The organism is Flavobacterium sp. CYK-55, assembly GCF_018413465.1.
In the GTDB taxonomy this organism is placed as follows: Bacteria; Bacteroidota; Bacteroidia; order Flavobacteriales; family Flavobacteriaceae; genus Flavobacterium.
This window is the reverse complement of the sequence record NZ_JAHCDK010000002.1, coordinates 414,365-432,312: the sequence shown is the minus strand read 5'-3', so window position 1 is coordinate 432,312 and position 17,948 is coordinate 414,365. Positions and strand designations below refer to the sequence as shown.

Below are 17,948 nucleotides of genomic sequence, written 5' to 3'. Positions count from 1 at the left end.
CAAATATAACAAATACCATCTGAGAAAAGAGCATTTTAATGCAATTGAACGTCAAACAAACAATGAGAAGTTGATTGTTTTTATGTTATTAAATTGTGATTTTAACTTAAAAGTATTTTAAGCTAAACGTTAAATAAATAAAGAGTTTTCAACAATAGGTAAATGATAGTTAGAAATCAATATATTTGGCATCTAATCTAACTCATTACAATAAGGATGAAAAACAAATTACTCTTGATTGCTGCTATAGCAATCTCTGGTTTTTCCTTTGCCCAAACGGGAAGGATTGCCTTCACTCAAGCCACTCATAAAGCTAATGAAGTAGTGGTTGCCAACAAGACCGGTTTAATTAACCCGAGACTATTTTCAGTAGACGTAGTTGCATTGCGTCAATCGTTGATCAATGTGCCTGATAGGTCAGTAGCAGGAAAATCAAATGTGATTGTTTCTTTTCCTAATGCTGAGGGTAAAATGGAACAATACCGAATTAAAGAATCATCCAACATGGATCCGGCTTTGGCAGCTCGATATCCTGAAATAAAATCGTATGTTGGTCAAGGCGTAACTTCGCCAAGTTCGACCATTTATTTTAGTTTATCGCCACTAGGTTTGCAAACCATGGTGATGAGAGCTGACCAATCAACAGAATTCATCGAGCCATACACCACCAATTTAAGTACGTATGCCGTATATCGCAGAGCAGATAGAACTGCCTCGTTGAACCGTTTTGAATGTAAAGTGGTCAAAGATGTACAGCAAGATTTGGGGGTAGCTGCGGCTGCAAGACCAAATGCAGATGATGCTACTCTGAGAACTTATCGTTTAGCAATGTCAGTAACGGGTGAATACACTGCTTATTTTGGCGGTACAAAAGCATTGGCATTGGCAGCCATCAACAACAGTATGACGCGTGTCAATGGCGTTTTTGAAAAAGATTTTGCGGTTCGCTTAAATTTGATTGCCAATACCGATTCTGTTATTTATACGAGTGCATCAACAGACCCTTATTCGCCGGCATCAGCTTTAGATAATTGGAATTATCAATTGATGAATACCCTGAGTTCGGTAATTGGAAACGCCAATTTTGACATTGGTCACCTTTTCGGAGCCACCGGCGGCGGCGGAAACGCAGGCTGTATTGGTTGTGTTTGCAGCAATGACATGTCTACATTTGTCGATGCCGGAATCACTTACCCTAACAACTATAAAGGAAGTGCATACACTTCGCCAGGCGATGGAATTCCTTCAGGTGATAATTTTGACATTGATTATGTTGCTCATGAAATGGGGCATCAATTCGGCGCCAACCATACATGGACACACGGAGGTAATGAAGGAACTGGAGTTCAGGTAGAACCGGGTTCGGGTTCAACCATCATGGGTTATGCAGGTATTACCACATTGGATGTTCAGCCGCATTCTGATGCTTATTTTCATGCCGTTAGTATTCAGCAGGTAACCAATTATGTTAAAACCACGACTTGTCAAGTTAATTCGGCTACCGGAAATTCTATACCTACAGCCAATGCCGGCTTAGATTATACAATTCCGAAAAGCACTCCATTCATGTTAACCGGAACAGGTACTGATGCCAACGGAGATACGCTGACCTACAACTGGGAGCAAATGAATTCTCAAACAACAGCTGCAGCGCCAAGTGCGACTAAAACTACGGGAGTTAATTATCGTTCATATTCACCAACCACATCTCCAACGCGTTATTTTCCGAAAATGTCATCGGTATTAACCGGTGCAACCACCACAGCGGGAAGCGAAATCACCGTTGAGGCTTTGTCTTCAGTAGCCAGAACACTCAACTTTAGATTTACCGTTCGCGACAATAGAGCAGGTGGAGCCGGAAACAACAGCGACGATATGATTGTAACTGTTAACGGAACTGCCGGGCCATTTGCTGTAACAGCTCCTAATACGGCTGTTTCGTATGTGGGCGGAAGTACGCAAACCGTAACTTGGAACGTATCAGGAACAACAGCCAACGGTGTGAATTGCGCCAATGTAGACATTTTAATTTCTAACAACAGCGGAACCACTTGGAGTACTTTATTGGCTGCAACCCCAAATGACGGAACGCAGGCGGTAACTATTCCGAATACGCCGGGAACAACCAATCGTATTATGGTCAAAGGAACCAATCATATTTTCTTTGATGTTTCAAATACCAATTTTACGATTACCGCGGGTTCATCAGATACTACAGCGCCAACAGCTCCGACAAACTTAGCTGCTTCAGGAACCACACAAACTACAACTAATTTATCTTGGACAGCTTCAACCGATAATGTGGGTGTTACGGGTTATGATGTATATCAAGGGGCAACTTTAAAAGGTTCTACCACTACAGCCACTACTTTTGCTGTAACCGGATTAACCGCTTCAACTGCCTATACATTTACGGTAAAAGCCAAGGATGCCGCCGGAAATATTTCAGCGGCGAGCAATACAGTAAACGTGACCACCTTAGCAGCATCTGACACCACAGCACCAACCGCGCCAACAAGCTTAGCTGCTTCAGGAACCACACAAACGACTACTAATTTATCATGGACGGCTTCAACCGACAATGTTGCAGTTACCGGATATGATGTCTATCAAGGTGCTGCTTTAATAGGCTCGACAACAACGGCAACTACTTTTGCGGTGAGCGGTTTGACGGCTTCAACGGCTTATGCATTTACGGTAAAAGCCAAAGATGCTGCCGGAAATATTTCAGCAGCTAGTAATACGGTTAATGTAACTACTTTGGCCAATTCAGGCAACGCGACTGATTTGATGTTTTCAGAATACATAGAAGGTTCATCAAACAACAAAGCGCTTGAAATTGCCAACAATACAGGTGCCGCTGTAAACCTTTCTATTTACACCGTAAAAAAACAAACCAACGGAGCAGGAGCATGGTCAACCGGAATTACGCTTTCAGGTACTTTGAACAACGGAGCCAAGTTTGTTATGGTCAACAGCTCAATTAATGTGGCTTGTTACAGTGCTGCATCGGCCAATATTTCAACCGCCGGAACTGAGTTGACTTTTAACGGTAATGATGCTGTGGGCTTGTTCAAGAACGGCGTGCTCATTGACATCATCGGAACTTTTAACGGAGGTACGGCCAACTTTGCCATTGATGTTACCCTCAGAAGAAAAGCTACCATTTTGTCACCTAATGCTACCTTTAATTTAACGGGTGAATGGGATTCTTTTGCTACGGATACTTGTGGCGGATTAAACAATCGTCCGGCCGCAGCGACTTCAAGTTTGAGCAACATCAAATTATTTCCGAATCCGGTTCAGGGTGATTTCTTGAACGTTTCAGAGGCTGAGAACGCATCATACAGAATTATCAATTTGCTGGGGCAAGAAGTTTCAAAAGGAACCATTCAAAACGGAGCAATTTCTGTTTCAGGATTGTCCGCCAATATCTATATGTTAGAACTAGAATCAAACGGAGAAACGGTTGTCAAACGTTTTATCAAAAAATAATTTTAGATTATTATAAATTAAAAAACGCTGCTCATTGAGTGGCGTTTTTTGTTTTTTTGTATAGTGCGTTTATCAATTATATTCTCAATTGAAGTCTCAAACCATTTAAAGCTGATTTATTTTTTAAAATGTTAATAATGAATTCTCTATCTTTGATTTTAGAGTTTAAAAATAATATGATATGAAGAGCAAAACTACTTTTATTAAATTCTGTCAAATAATCCTTATGGGTGCTTTGTTTTTTTCGGTCATAAAAGTACAAGCACAGCAATGCGTGGGCAACAAAGTCCTTATTTATATTGACAATGTTACAGCAACCGCTAACGCTCTAGAATATGATATTTTTGTAAAGAACATCGGAACTACATCGCTCAAAATGGCTGGTTTTGGTGGAAATGTACTTTATGGCGATAATTTTTTGCCGATGGGTGCTCAAGGCACTTTGACCGTTGTTGAACAGCCTAATCAAACGGGTAATTTTGCAACATTTAATAATATTTCACCAGCGCAACATTCTGCGGCAATGAGACAATTGCGTTGGGCTCAAACCCCAACAAATCGAGCTAATGCGGTTGATTTGCCATCCAATATAGCGCTCAAATTTGCGCGATTCAGATTCGAAAGCTCAATGGATTGGGATATCAATTCAGAAACTGATTTGACTTTTCCAACTACTTCAACACCCGGAATTACTTTGAATGTTTTAGTAGTTTACTGTGAACAGAATACGGTCTCAACAGCAATAGCCTTAGCCAACAACAATTTAGTATTACAAAGCGAAACCGCCACCACGCCATCAGTACATGTCAATATGTTCAGATTGCTCAACAATATGGCTTTTGAATCACAAAATTGGACGGCTTATCCAAACCCGTTTGAGCAAACTTTTAAATTGAGCGATACCCAATTGAGCGGTGCTGTTAATGTTGAAGTTTTTGATGCCACCGGACGAAAAGTTGAGGGACGATTAATAGATGCCTCTGAAGTAAGTAAACAAGAATTTGGTCAAAGCTATCCAAGCGGTTTTTACATGGTTTCTGTATCGCAAGGCAACCAAAAACAAACCTTTAAGTTAGTCAAGAAATAAAAATTCAATATTTAAATTTTATAAACAAGGCCACTACTGTGGTCTTTTTTTGCACCCGTTACACTCGATAAAACATTGATTTCGCCACGAAGTTTGAGTACGCCCAACAAACCAAAAATGAGCGCTTCTTTGTATTCTAATATTTTAGCTGACGGAATTTCAATCTCCATTTCGGGCAGTTCACTTCTGAGGTGATGCATCAAAAAATCATGGTAAGCGCCGCCGCCGGTAGCCAATAATTTTCCTGTTTTTTTGGGCAAAGCCAAAGCTGTTTGATAGGCAATGTGTTGTACAAAAGTGTGTAGTTTATCTTCGGTCGGGATTTCAAACTTTTCAATTAAAGGCAACAAGGTATTTTTGACATATTCGATGCCCAATGATTTTGGATAGGCAAGTTGGTAGTAATCCAACTCATTGAGTGCTTTTAAAAGCATCGGGTTCAATTGGCCCGAGCGCGCGATTGTTCCGCGGTCGTCATAAACAAGCCCGAGTTGGTGGGCATAAAAATTCAAAACGGTATTCACCGGTGAAATATCAAAAGCAATTCTACCGGCGGGTGTTTCAAAAGAAACATTTGAAAATCCACCCAAATTCAAGCAATAATCATAATCGGCAAACAACAAACGATCGCCAATCGGTACTAGTGGAGCGCCTTGTCCGCCGAGTTTTACATCTTGCACGCGAAAATCACAGACCACAGTTTGCCCGCAATGCTTAGCTATTTCGGGTAGATTGCCAATTTGTAAAGTAAAACCGTTTTGAGGTTGATGCAAAATCGTGTGTCCGTGCGAACATACCGCATCGAGATTTTTAAGTTGGTGTTTTTGTATAAAATCGCGGATGTGATGGACCAAAAGTTCTGTGTAATCTTCGTTGAGTTTTTGCAATTGTTGCTCAGAAAAATCAACGGCTGATTTGAGTTGATTGACCCAAAAATCTGAATAAGTAATCGTCTGGGCTTCTAAAATTTCAAATGACCAATGACCTTCATCAACACTGAATTTAAGATGCGCCAAATCAACTCCGTCGAGCGAAGTTCCTGACATTACACCGACCACATTATAGCGATTGTTCAACATCTTTTAAATTTACGAAATCGTTTGAAAAATTAACATTAATATCATACTTTTGGGGCACTAAAAATAAAGAATCAACTAACAAAAAACCAACATACGATGGATTTTAATTTAACCGAAGAACACCTGATGATTCAAGAAGCCGCCAGAGATTTTGCACAAGCAGAATTGTTGCCGGGTGTTATTGAAAGAGACGAACATTCTAAATTTCCGGAAGAGCAAGTCAAAAAAATGGCTGAGCTGGGATTTTTAGGAATGATGGTTGACCCAAAATACGGTGGTTCAGGTTTAGACAGCGTATCGTATGTGTTGGCCATGACCGAAATTGCCAAAGTAGATGCTTCGGCTGCGGTGATTATGTCTGTCAACAATTCACTGGTTTGTGCCGGTTTAGAAAAATATGCCTCAGAAGAGCAAAAGCAAAAATACTTGGTTCCTCTGGCGCAAGGTCAGGTAATCGGTGCATTTTGTTTGTCAGAGCCTGAAGCGGGTTCTGATGCTACTTCGCAAAAAACAACTGCGATTGACAAAGGAGATCACTATTTGCTCAACGGAACCAAAAACTGGATTACCAATGGTTCAACAGCATCTACCTATATCGTGATTGCACAAACTGATGTTGAAAAAGGCCACAAAGGAATCAATGCGTTTATTGTAGAGAAAGGCTGGGCCGGATTTGAGGTTGGTCCGAAAGAAAAGAAAATGGGTATTCGCGGTTCAGACACGCATTCATTGATGTTTACTGATGTAAAGGTTCCGAAAGAAAACCGCATTGGCGAAGACGGTTTCGGGTTTAACTTTGCGATGGCCGTGCTCAACGGAGGCCGCATCGGAATTGCTTCACAAGCCTTGGGAATTGCCACTGGAGCTTATGAAATCGCATTGAAGTATTCTAAAGAAAGAAAAGCGTTTGGTAAAGAAATTTTCAATCACCAAGCAATTGCCTTTAAGTTGGCCGATATGTTTGTCAAAGTAACGGCGGCTCGACTTTTAGTCATGAAAGCAGCTTGCGAAAAAGACGAAGGCAAAGACATTGCTCACTCAGGCGCGATGGCTAAATTGTACGCTTCTGAAATTGCTTTAGAAGTGGCCAATGAGGCAGTGCAAATTCACGGTGGAAACGGTTACGTAGCCGAATACCACGTAGAGCGTATGATGCGCGATGCCAAAATCACTCAGATTTACGAAGGAACTTCTGAAATTCAACGCATTGTTATATCAAGAGGTTTGGTGAAATAGACCTTGTCAGCATAAAATAAATAACCCGTTTAACCCAATGAACGGGTTTTTTGATGCAAATCTTCTTACTTTAGCTTTATGTATGAAGAGCTCAAATATTGGTATCTGCGCGACCACAAGTTGTTTCGGGCTTTGAGTATGTCTCAAATCAGGCAATTATGCATCATCACCGGATATAAAAAAGCCCAAAAAGGCGATGTGATTTATTTTGGTTCCGGAGAGCTTCCCCGAATTTATTTACTGAAAAAAGGCAGCATTAAGATTGTCGCTTTAGATGAAGATGGTAACGAAGTGGTTAAGGATGTTATTCAGAAAGGCGATTTATTCGGACATTTAGAACTCGATGATTCGCAGGAAATCAACGAATACGCAAAAGCATTATCGCCAGAGGTATCTATCTGTAGTTTTTTGCAATCTGATTTTGAACATTTAATGCTCAAGCATCCTGATTTGGCTTTGTCATATACCAAGTTTGTAGGTTTAAAGATGAAGCGTCTCAAAAACAACTACAATAATTTGATGTCAAAAGATGCGCGTTCTCGGCTGATAACATTTATTCGCGAATGGGCCGAAAGAGAAGGCAAACCGCACAACGGAAAAGTTTATATCGAGAATTATCTCACCCAAAATGACATCGCCCAAATCATTTGTACTTCAAGGCAAACCGCTGTTTTGTTGCTCCAAGAATTAGAATCTTCAGGATTGGTTTATTACAGCCGAAAAGAAATCATTATTGACGATATCGAAAAATTAAAATAAAATTTATCGCTAATGTCGGGTTGCTGACATTTCTGCATTTCGCGGCTCTCTACTTTTGAATAAAAAAAGATGAGTCGTTATTTAAAAACAATTCCGTTATTCTTATTGCTGATTTCTTGTCAGATGGATGGTGATTTAACCCGTAATCACGCTTCAGATTCAGCTTTGTCTGATCAAGCCAGATTGGTTTACACCACTACTTTTATCACTACTGAAGGTATTTCCGGCACCGGTATGGCCGAGGTTTATTCAGATCAAAACAGATTCAAGCTTCGATTGGTAGATTATTCCATTGAAGATGGCCCTGATTTAAAAGTTTATCTCTCACAAAGCAATGCACAGCATGAGTTTGTCAATTTGGGCAACTTATCCCGAAAACAAATTTATGTTTTGCCTGAATCAATTGATTTTTCGGTATACACTCATGTGCTGATTCATTGTCAGCAATACAGTCATTTGTTTGCTTATGGGCAATTAATTCCTCAGATGTAAGATGAAAAAGACAATTTATTTTCTGGTTTTTTGGGCGATGCCATTTTCATTATCGGCACAAGGTTGTAGTGATGCTGGTATTTGCAATTTTGATTCAAGTATTTCGGTAGATTCTCTCGCGACACACTCACTTGAATTCAGTCCGCAAATAGCCGAAGGAGCCGCCGGTGTTATTTATTTTGCACCAGCTATTACCTATAAACGTCAGTTTCATAAAGGATATTCATTTAGCTCTCGAATCACTTATAATCAAGTCCACGGCGAATTGGGAACCCGCGGTCAGTTTGGCGATGTATATCTCACAGGCGGCTATGAATGGTCCACCCAAAAGCATCAGTTGTGGAATCTATCTGTCGGGTTTAAAGCGCCATTAAGTGCAGCCAACCTCAAAATCAATGGCTATTCTTTACCGATGGATTATCAGCCCAGTTTAGGAACTTTTGATGTGTTGTTGGGGCTTTCTTATGAGCGCAATAATTGGCGTTTTTCAAGCGGATTGCAATGGCCATTTTTAAATAAAAACCGAAATTCTTATTTCAAAGAATACAGTCCGACCGATGATTTTGAATCGACCAATTTATTTGAACGAAAACCCGATGCTTTACTCAAAATGGCTTATAAACTCATTCGTCGTTCTTCATTTCAATTACAGCCTTCTTTATTGGCAATTTATCACTTAGGCGAAGATTCGTATGAAAACATATACGGGCGCAGGGTTTCTATCGACGGCTCAAGCGGACTTACACTCAACGGTGTATTATCTGCTAGCTGGAAATGGTCGCCCAAACAATCAATAGAGCTCGTAGCTGCCACTCCTTTTGTGGTTCGCGATTCTAGACCTGATGGGCTCACACGCGCTTGGGTGGTTTCAGTAAATTATCAAATACAACTTAAATAAATCATGATGAAAATTAAAATTCTTCTTTGGCTGATGGTCACAAGCCTCAGTATACAAGCTCAGTCTGTTAAACAAAGACAACAAGATTTCAACTTAGACAACAAATTAGCGCTACAAGGATATGATCCGGTGAGCTATTTTTTACAGAAAAAACCTTTAAAAGGGAAAAAGGAATTAGCCGTTCAATTTGAAGGTGTTACCTACTATTTTGCCAATCCAACCCACAAAGACGCTTTTGTAAAGAACCCACAGAATTATGAGCCGCAATATGGTGGTTGGTGCGCTTATGCCATGGGCAGCAATGGCGAAAAGGTCGAAGTTGACTCGGAAACCTATAAAATTCTAGACGGAAAGTTGTACTTATTTTACAATGCCTACTTCAACAACACGCTCAAAAGTTGGAATAAAGACGAGACAAAACTCAAAAAACAAGCAGATAAAAATTGGCAAAAAATCATCAAATCATGAAAACAAGCAGCATACTTTGGACTTTGCGCCTGATACCAGCAGTAATTTTACTTCAGACTCTTTTCTTTAAATTTACGGCAGCTCCCGAAAGCGTTTATATTTTCAGCACCCTTGGTATTGAACCTTACGGAAGAATTGGTTCGGGTGTTTTTGAATTGATTTCGGCTATTTTGATTCTTTGGCCGCGCACCACTTGGCTCGGAGCTTTGATGGGTTTAGCAACGATGTTCGGAGCTATTTTTAGTCATCTTTTTGTTTTGGGTGTTGAAGTTCAAAATGACGGTGGCTTGTTGTTTTTTCTGGCGCTAGTAACTGCCTTGAGCTGTGTTGTACTGCTTTTTTTACATCGAAAGCAGATTGAAGAGTTGCTCAAACATTACGGGCTTTTCAAAAATTAAATGAACTCTAAACGGTAATATATGTTAAAATCAGCTATAGATTCTGTTTTAAATGAATTGCTCGACATACTGAGCCAACTCACCAACGAACAATATAGTGTACCCCAATCCCAACTCAGCGGAGCCAGTATTGGAGCGCACGTGCGACATATTTTGGAATTGTTTGTTTGCTTGGTGAATCAGTACGATGCTCAAGAGATTAACTATGAGTTGCGCGCCCGTGATTTATCGGTTCAAAGCGATCGAACCGTTGCAGCCAAAGTCATTCAATCATTGCTCAGTAAGTTGGATAAACCCAATAAAGAGTTGACCCTGACCCAAAGTTTTGATCAAGGCATCATAAAAATGAAAACCAATTACCACCGCGAATTGGCTTATAACCTTGAGCATTGTGTGCATCATCAAGCGCTGATTCGAGTGGCTTTGTTATCCATGCCAGAAGTGGTTTTTGATGATCATTTTGGCGTAGCAAGAGCCACAATTCAATACAGAAAACAATGTGCACAGTAAGCTATGTTTTTTCAGAAGGTAAAATAATCATTACCTCAAATCGCGATGAACAAGTGGCCAGACCTGCTTGGGCGCCCAAAACCTATTCAATCAACGGAAAAAACATTTGCTTTCCGAAAGACCCCAAGGCCGGTGGAACTTGGTATGCGGCTGATGAACACGCCCATGTTTTGGTTTTGCTCAACGGAGCCGACGAAAAACACTTGTGGCAACCACCGTACAGACGCAGCCGAGGATTGATTGCGCTTGACATCATCAGCAGTAATGAAATGCTCGATTTTTGGGATGCTCTTGATTTAGACCGAGTAGAACCTTTTACGATTGTGCTGTATTTTAAGTCTGAATTGTATCAATTGCGTTGGGACGGAAGACAAAAAAGCACGCTGCTGCTCTATCCGCAGCAATCACATATTTGGTCTTCTTCTACTTTGTATCCGGCGCCGGTCAGAGCCCAGCGGACAGCATGGTTTGAGCTGTTTTTGCAGAAGCATCCGCAGCCCACGCCGAGTCAAATATTAGAATTTCATCAATTTACCCATTCTGATGACGAGCATAATGGTTTGGTGATTCATCGCAATAGTCTGAAAACTTTGAGCATCACACAAACGGTCATTGATACCAACAAATGGCAAATGCATTATCGCGATTTGATAGCCCAAGAAGCGTTTGATTATTCATTTATCAAGATTTAAAAATGCGGTTGTTTTTTCATAAACTCACTCATTGGGAATATTGGCCTATGCAGCTGGTTTATATTCCGGTTTATTTGGTTTGGCTCTGGTATGCTTTGCGCAGCAGAACCATTTTCTTTTTTAATGCAGCCAATCCGGGTATTAAGAATGGCGGCTTTTTTATGGAATCTAAAATGAATATATATTCGCTTATTCCGAAGCCATTTTATCCCAAAACACAATTGATTCTCTCAGGTTGCTCATTTGAAAAAGTCAAAGAACAAATAGAAACATTGGGCTTGACTTATCCGCTCATAGCCAAGCCTGACATTGGTTTACGCGGTTCAGCGGTAAAGAAAATTGAATCTGAAAGCCTGCTAAAGCAGTATCATCAGCGCGCCGGTTTTGATTATTTAATTCAGGATTTGATTCCGTATCAAAATGAAGTTGGTATTTTCTATGTTCGATTTCCGGGTGCCTCCAAAGGCCAGATTACGGGCATTGTGGCCAAAGAATTTCTCACCGTTACCGGTGACGGAACATCAACCATCGAAGCCTTACTTCAAAAAGATCCGCGACATCAGATGCAACAAAAAGCCATTGCTAAAGAGCACGGGCTTACAATGAAAAAGATATTACCGGCGGGTGAAAAATGTACGTTGGTTCCGTATGGAAATCACATCCGCGGAGCCAAATTTATTGACGCCAGCCACCGCATTACACCCAAACTCAATCAAGCAATTGATGAGGTTTGTCAACAAATTCCGGGTTTTTATTTTGGCCGATTAGACTTGATGTTTGAAAGTTGGGCGCAGCTTGAAGCCGGGCAAAATTTTCAGATTGTTGAACTCAACGGTTCGGCCAGCGAGCCTACTCATATTTACGATCCGAAGCACAGTCTGTTTTTTGGCTGGAAAGAGCTTCTGCGACACATTCATTATATGTTCAAAATTAGTCAAATGAACCACAAAAAAGGATTGGCTTATTTGTCTTTTACAGAAGGAATGGAGCAATACAGACTGCACCGCAAACACAATCGTCAAATTTTGAATTTTTAAAATGGTTTTGCTCAAGCATTTGCTGCTCGGATTTGCAATCAGTTTTTTGGGTTCGATTCCGCTGGGCTATCTCAATGTGATTGGTTTTCAGGTATATGAGCAAGCGGGTTTACAAGCATTGATGGCTTACCTTTTTGGGGTTGTTTCGGTTGAGGTTTTCATCCTTTATTTTACCTATAAAAGCGCTCTTTTTTTGAGTAAGCAAACCCAAATAAAACGTTTTATAGAGTTGTTCAGTATTGTTTTTTTGTTGGTTTTGGCCTTTGTTTTTGGGTCAAGCGGAACCAGCGAAAATCATCAGCAATTTAACCAATACAGCTTGGGCGAAGGCTCTTTTTACTTGAAAGGAATTGGTTTGAACTTAATCAATTTGATGCAAATTCCGTTTTGGTTGGGATGGCATTTATACGTGAACCAAAATTACCGTCCGAATCTGTTGGGTAGAAATTTTTATTTTCTGGGCGCTTTGGCCGGCACAATGCTCGGAATGCTGACTATTGTTCTTGTATTGGCTTATTTTACAGAACAATCAGCAGAGTTGCAAAAGTATTTGTTGTCTTTTATCGTTCCGCTGTTTTTTGTTTTGTTGGCTTTGTATCAAATCTTTCGATACAGAAAAAAGTACAACGTAAATTAGCTCAGCCTGCTCAGGGCAGCCATCAAATTGATTTTTTTTCGTTGCGAAACCGGCAGCGTGCTTTTGTCGGATAAAATCACATAACCGCCATCTTTATTAACAAAACTGCTCAAATGATTTAGGTTGATGATGTGCGAATTGTGAATACGCTCAAAGCCGCTGTTACAAAGTAATTCTTCAAATTCTTTGAGCGTTTTTGAGAACAACATTTTCTTGCCGTTGGTAAAATATACACAGGTATAATTACTCTCGGCCGAACATTTTAAAATGGTTTCAACATCAAAAACTGAGATTCCATCAGAAGTGGCCAGTACAATTTTTTTGCGCGCTGACGATTCAGTTTGGTTGCGAATTAATGTTTCAATTTTGGTGGTCAGTTCGTTTTGCGGAGCTTTCAAAGCCTTGTCAACAGCTGTTTTGAGTTCTTCAGCATCAATGGGTTTGAGCAAATAATCGAGCGCGCTGAACTTAATCGCCTTAATGGCATATTGGCTGTAAGCCGTGGTAAAAATAACTTTAAAATCAATTTTATCTTGAAAATGGGTCAAGATGTCAAAACCAATTCCATCAGAGAGTTGAATGTCTAAAAAAATCAACTCAGGTTGTAAAGTTTCAATCATTAAGATGCCTTCAGACACCGTTTTTGCCACGCCAATAATTTCAAGGCTTGGGCAATTCAAAGCGATTTCTGAGCGCAAAGCTGAAATGGATTGTTCTTCGTCTTCAATAATTAGTACTCTCATTACCATATATTTGTTATTGGAATTGTTACTACTACTAGTGTTCCGCTGGGTTTTTGATGGGTTTCTAAATCAGTAATTTCAATATTTGACAGGCCATTTTGGTGGTCAAAAAGTTTGATGCGTTCTCGGGTAATTTCTAAAGCTTTTGATTCGTGATCCCGATGCGTTTTCATTTTTTCAGAGGCTCTACGTCCAATGCCATTGTCTTGTACCGCACATTCCAGCATGTTGTTGTTCATTTTAAATGATACAGTGAGTTTTCCTCCGGGGTCATTTTTGGGCGCCAATCCGTGAATGATGGCATTTTCAACAATGGGTTGTAGCAGCAAAGTAGGTATGGCTGTGTCATTTTGATTTAGGTTTGGGTCAACGTTGATTTCGTATTCAAATTTGTTTTTGTATCTGATTTTGGTCAGTTCTAGGTATAATTGCAACATTTCAATTTCTGAGGCCAAGGATAAAGTTGGATCGGTGTTTTCGAGTAACATGCGCAATAGTCGCGAAAACTTTGATATATAGGTGCTGGCATTAACTACATCGCCCTCAGAATAATAACCTTTGATGGTGTTGAGTGCATTAAAAATAAAATGCGGATTCATTTGTAATCTGAGTGCTTTTTGTTCGAGTTCGGTCATTTGTTTCTCGAGGTTGGCTTTGTCGCGTTCAAGTTGGATGGCCGCTTTTTCGGTTTCAAAAGTTTTTTGTTGCTGAACCAATCTATATTTTACAAAACCATAAATAACCATTGAAATAGCCAATATGCACAACAAACTAAACCAGGTTTCTTGCCAAAACGGGGTTTCAATTTCAAAATGTACTGTTTGAATTTTACTTTTTACGCCATAACCATCAACGCAATAAACGCTAAAAGTATAATGGTTTGGTGCCAAGGATTTATAGTTGATTTGCGATTCTGAACTTTCAAACCAACGATCATTTTGTCCGCCCAACCGATAATAATATTTGAGATTGTTTTGGTTGATATAAGAAATGCCGTTAAAGCTTATGCTGACATCATTGTTGTTGTATGAAAAGCGATATTCTTGACCGAGCATGGGTTGCCAGTAGTGATTTTCATTTTTGAGGTATTCAATCAAGCAAATCGGCCGGCTTTTTTTTCGGCGAATTTTTTGAATGTCAAAATTTAATAAACCTTCATCAGTTGCCAAATAGACCGAGTTTTTATAACAATCAATATCATTTATTTTTTTGTTTTTTAGCCCTAATAAAGCATTGAGATTTTTGACTTCAAATGTGTTTTTACCTAAAATAATTCCGTTGATTCCGTTGTTTGATCCGATTAGATAATAATGATCTGTTAGTTTTTTGATGGTGTTACAAGAAACACTATTGAGCCCTTGGCGGTTGGTGATGTGAAAGATGATTTTGTCATTTTTGATCACATACAAACCTTTGGAGCTTGTGGCTATGACCAAAAAATGATATACAGTATCATAATATAAATCTAAAATTGAAACTTGTAGTTCGGGAATTTTTTGACTCCAATTTTTAATTTCTCCATTGGTTTTATATTCGTACAAGCCATAATTGGTTCCTATCCAGACATTTTTTGATTGGTCTTGTTCAAACACCGTAGCTCGTCTGTTGATTAAAATGCTGTCATAAATAACTTGACTGAGATTTTCTTCGGATAAATTTTTTCGAGCCACTTTAAAAGTGTAATTGTAGGCTATAAAATAATCTTTATCGGTTGACAGATAATCATTTCCGCCAAATCCAAAAGGCGTTCTTTGATTATTTGCATCTATTCTTTCAATTTGTTTTTTTCCGATGATGTAAATTTTTCCGTCTATTTGCCTGATGCGACTGATTTGATCCGGGATTTCTTTTTTGTCTATAACTTCAAATTTTTTTACATCACCATTAAATAATCTGAAAAAATACTTGTTGTTATCGCCTCCAACCCACACACCATTGTGATTTACATTGAGGCAATTAAATTTTGTAGGTTCTGAAAATCCGAGTTGATCGATATAAATATCAAATGAGGGAACATAGAAAACCCCATTTTTGAGCGTTGAAATCCAATAGCCTCCTTCAAAATCTTGCGCTATATAAGATATGCTTTCTTTATTAAAATACTTTTTTACAAAAATTTGATTTTCAAATAAATAAAGCCCGTTTCGTGTGCAAATCCACAACTTATTTCGAGATTCCTGATACATCTGAATGATCTCGGTTTTGTCCGGAATTTCGGCTACTTTAACGATTTCCTGCTGAGCTGTAATTTGGTACAAGCCTTGGCCGCTGCTAAAGAAATTTTTATAGCCATAGTGATAAGAGCGATAGGTGTTTGACTCCGGATGGCCGGGCGCAAATAAAGGATGCATTTGTTTGATGATTCCGCAATTTTTGAGAAAAAAATACTCGCTTCGTATCTTTTTCATTTCAGGGACAGGCACTTTCAAAGGGTCTAATTTTAGTACTTTTCCGTTGGGCTTTAATACGGTAATTTCTCGATCGCGATATTGAAAATAAATGGTGTGATCGGCGGTTTGATAAAAGTCAAGCATAACACTAGAACCCGAAACCGCTTGAACTAATTTTGAATTATTTTGGTTATAGACTTTTCCTTTGTATAAATAGCATGTTTTTCCGCTTAAGGTGAGCATCCAGATGCGACCTAAATGATCTTTTTTCATCTGAAAAATCTCATTGTCTGAAAGGCCGTTATCGGTGTTTATTACGGTAAAAGTATGGCTGTTGTATCTGACAATTCCGGCATCGGTTGTAAACCATATTTGACCGTCTGAGCCATTAAATACTGAGTATACATTGGCCGATGGCAGCCCATCAGCAGTTGAATAACGAATGTAAAACGGATCTTGCGCCCAAAGCAATGAGGTTAAAAACAAAAATAAAGTAAGTAAAAAACTTTTCAAGTTGACTCTTATTTAAAGGTAAAAGTAATCATTATTTAAAACCTTATGCCTTAGATGAAGTTCAGTTATACTTAGTGCTTTATCACTTATCTCATCCAAAGCAGCACTTACTCATTTTTGAATGCAGTTATCAAGTTTTTAAGCGGTTTTTCTCACAATTGAATACCTTAGTTTCGCATTAAGCCCAATTTGAGTAAATTTTTGGGTAGTGCAAAACGTAACAAAATACACTTCGCAAGGCATCGGTGGTGGTTTTTTATATTGTTTTTTTGAGAATGATGCAATCAATAATTAAGTAATAGAATAAACTGGTGCCTTCAGTGTATTTTTTTAAAAAATGCAGCTATGAATTTCAGACAAATCTCCGTGCTAACTATTTTCGGATTGGCTTGTCTTATCCTTTTGAGTTTTATTGGATTAAGTGCTTCCGAAGGTTTCTATGAATTATCGTCAACAGGGTTTAAAACGCAAACTTTATTGTCGGTTCCTGAAGCAATCCGAGACCTGTATCAGGGTTATCCTTGTTTTATGGCCTTGTTGGGTTATATCATGTTTGCTTTGAGTGCCTTTTTATTTTTGAAAGAGCAAAATAAAGGCTTAAAAACCGTCAGTATTTTGTCATTTGTTTTTTTAGGTAGCATTTTTGTTTTTTTTCTTTAAAAATGACTATTAATACTCATTTTAATGGAGCCTTTTATTGAAAAGTACCGCTTAGAAATACTCTTGTTTTGTATTTATGCAGCCATCGGTATTTTTATTTTTTATTGTTTTAGTTAGGTGCAGGCAGCTCGTGAGGGTTGCCTTTTTTTGTTATTTTTACAAGCAAATTCATCTAAATGAAAATTATTATAACGGGTACTTCTCGCGGTATCGGATTTGAACTAGCCAAACAACTTTCTGCTCTTGGACATGAAGTTTTAGCTATTTCCAGAAAGATCAACCCCAAACTTTTGTCACAACCTAATGTTACATCGCTTTCTGTTGACATTGCCAAAGAAAAAGAATTAAATCAGGTAAACGAATTTATATCTTCAACTTGGCATCAGGTTGATATCATGATTCACAATGCGGGTTTGCTCTTATCAAAACCTTTCGCTCAAACTACACAAGAAGATTTTGAGTATGTCTATAAAACCAATTTTTTCGGGGTGGCCAACTTGACCAGAATTTGTTTGCCTTATCTCAAGCCCGGGAGTCATGTAGTGAGCATCAGTTCTATGGGCGGAATTCAAGGCAGTATGAAATTTTCCGGACTTTCGGCTTATAGTTCTAGTAAAGGGGCGCTGATAACCTTGACTGAATTACTTGCTGAAGAATACAAAGAACAAGGCATAGCCTTTAATGTTTTGGCTTTGGGCGCAGTACAAACAGAAATGCTTGCCGAAGCTTTTCCGGGCTATCAAGCTCCGGTAACGGCTGCTCAGATGGCGCATTATATTGCTCATTTTGCCTTGACCGGAAATCAATTTCACAACGGAAAAATCATTCAGGTTTCGTCAACTACGCCTTAAAAC

17 protein-coding genes are annotated in these 17,948 nt (G+C 39.1%); 14 read left to right on the top strand and 3 right to left on the bottom strand.

Going from position 1 to position 17,948, the window contains the following annotated elements:
- The first annotated feature begins 216 nt into the window (after positions 1-216).
- Entirely contained in the window at positions 217-3,495 is a 3,279-nt protein-coding gene (locus tag KIH23_RS04515) for a zinc-dependent metalloprotease (RefSeq protein ID WP_213211471.1), read from the top strand.
- Between the two features lie 181 nt (positions 3,496-3,676).
- Complete coding sequence (locus KIH23_RS04510) at positions 3,677-4,582, top strand: T9SS type A sorting domain-containing protein (RefSeq protein ID WP_213211470.1); 906 nt, start codon at positions 3,677-3,679, stop codon at positions 4,580-4,582.
- A gap of 11 nt (positions 4,583-4,593) precedes the next feature.
- On the opposite strand, the gene KIH23_RS04505 is transcribed toward KIH23_RS04510, so the two are convergent.
- Complete coding sequence (locus KIH23_RS04505; protein WP_213211469.1) at positions 4,594-5,661, bottom strand: anhydro-N-acetylmuramic acid kinase; 1,068 nt, start codon at positions 5,659-5,661, stop codon at positions 4,594-4,596.
- A gap of 96 nt (positions 5,662-5,757) precedes the next feature.
- Between KIH23_RS04505 and KIH23_RS04500 the strand changes: the two genes are divergently transcribed.
- The 10 genes from KIH23_RS04500 (at position 5,758) to KIH23_RS04455 (ending at position 12,788) form a co-directional block, all read left to right on the top strand.
- Positions 5,758-6,897 (top strand): acyl-CoA dehydrogenase, encoded by a 1,140-nt coding sequence (locus KIH23_RS04500; RefSeq protein WP_213211468.1) that lies wholly within the window; start codon positions 5,758-5,760, stop codon positions 6,895-6,897.
- A 78-nt stretch (positions 6,898-6,975) separates the two neighbouring features.
- Complete coding sequence (locus KIH23_RS04495) at positions 6,976-7,656, top strand: Crp/Fnr family transcriptional regulator (protein WP_213211467.1); 681 nt, start codon at positions 6,976-6,978, stop codon at positions 7,654-7,656.
- A 69-nt stretch (positions 7,657-7,725) separates the two neighbouring features.
- Positions 7,726-8,148, top strand: a complete 423-nt coding sequence (locus tag KIH23_RS04490) for a DM13 domain-containing protein (RefSeq protein WP_213211466.1) — start codon at positions 7,726-7,728, stop codon at positions 8,146-8,148.
- 1 nt (position 8,149) lies between these two features.
- Complete coding sequence (locus tag KIH23_RS04485; protein ID WP_213211465.1) at positions 8,150-9,046, top strand: hypothetical protein; 897 nt, start codon at positions 8,150-8,152, stop codon at positions 9,044-9,046.
- A 3-nt stretch (positions 9,047-9,049) separates the two neighbouring features.
- The gene (locus KIH23_RS04480; protein ID WP_213211464.1) at positions 9,050-9,514 is read left to right on the top strand and encodes a YHS domain-containing (seleno)protein; all 465 of its coding nucleotides are present in this window, start codon (positions 9,050-9,052) and stop codon (positions 9,512-9,514) included.
- Positions 9,511-9,912 (top strand): DoxX family membrane protein, encoded by a 402-nt coding sequence (locus KIH23_RS04475; RefSeq protein ID WP_213211463.1) that lies wholly within the window; start codon positions 9,511-9,513, stop codon positions 9,910-9,912. Before KIH23_RS04480 ends, KIH23_RS04475 begins: the two co-directional genes overlap by 4 nt.
- 21 nt (positions 9,913-9,933) lie before the next feature.
- Positions 9,934-10,422 carry a DinB family protein gene (locus KIH23_RS04470; RefSeq protein ID WP_213211462.1) on the top strand — a complete coding sequence of 163 codons (489 nt, stop codon included), beginning with the start codon at positions 9,934-9,936 and terminating at the stop codon, positions 10,420-10,422.
- On the top strand, positions 10,410-11,114 hold the full coding sequence (locus KIH23_RS04465) for an NRDE family protein (protein WP_213211461.1): 705 nt from the start codon (positions 10,410-10,412) through the stop codon (positions 11,112-11,114). Before KIH23_RS04470 ends, KIH23_RS04465 begins: the two co-directional genes overlap by 13 nt.
- A gap of 2 nt (positions 11,115-11,116) precedes the next feature.
- Entirely contained in the window at positions 11,117-12,151 is a 1,035-nt protein-coding gene (locus KIH23_RS04460) for a D-alanine--D-alanine ligase (protein ID WP_213211460.1), read from the top strand.
- A gap of 1 nt (position 12,152) precedes the next feature.
- Entirely contained in the window at positions 12,153-12,788 is a 636-nt protein-coding gene (locus KIH23_RS04455) for a hypothetical protein (protein WP_213211459.1), read from the top strand.
- Here the strand turns inward: KIH23_RS04455 and KIH23_RS04450 are convergent.
- Positions 12,785-13,531, bottom strand: a complete 747-nt coding sequence (locus tag KIH23_RS04450) for a LytR/AlgR family response regulator transcription factor (protein WP_213211458.1) — start codon at positions 13,529-13,531, stop codon at positions 12,785-12,787. The genes KIH23_RS04455 and KIH23_RS04450 overlap by 4 nt on opposite strands.
- A complete protein-coding gene (locus KIH23_RS04445) occupies positions 13,531-16,434 on the bottom strand; it encodes a sensor histidine kinase (RefSeq protein ID WP_213211457.1) in 2,904 nt (967 codons plus the stop codon). Before KIH23_RS04445 ends, KIH23_RS04450 begins: the two co-directional genes overlap by 1 nt.
- A gap of 345 nt (positions 16,435-16,779) precedes the next feature.
- Here KIH23_RS04445 and KIH23_RS04440 point away from each other — a divergent pair, with 345 nt between their 5' ends.
- Both KIH23_RS04440 and KIH23_RS04435 read left to right on the top strand, forming a co-directional pair.
- Complete coding sequence (locus KIH23_RS04440; RefSeq protein WP_213211456.1) at positions 16,780-17,094, top strand: hypothetical protein; 315 nt, start codon at positions 16,780-16,782, stop codon at positions 17,092-17,094.
- Positions 17,095-17,270: 176 nt separating this feature from the next.
- Positions 17,271-17,945, top strand: a complete 675-nt coding sequence (locus KIH23_RS04435; RefSeq protein WP_213211455.1) for an SDR family NAD(P)-dependent oxidoreductase — start codon at positions 17,271-17,273, stop codon at positions 17,943-17,945.
- The last annotated feature ends 3 nt before the right edge of the window (positions 17,946-17,948 follow it).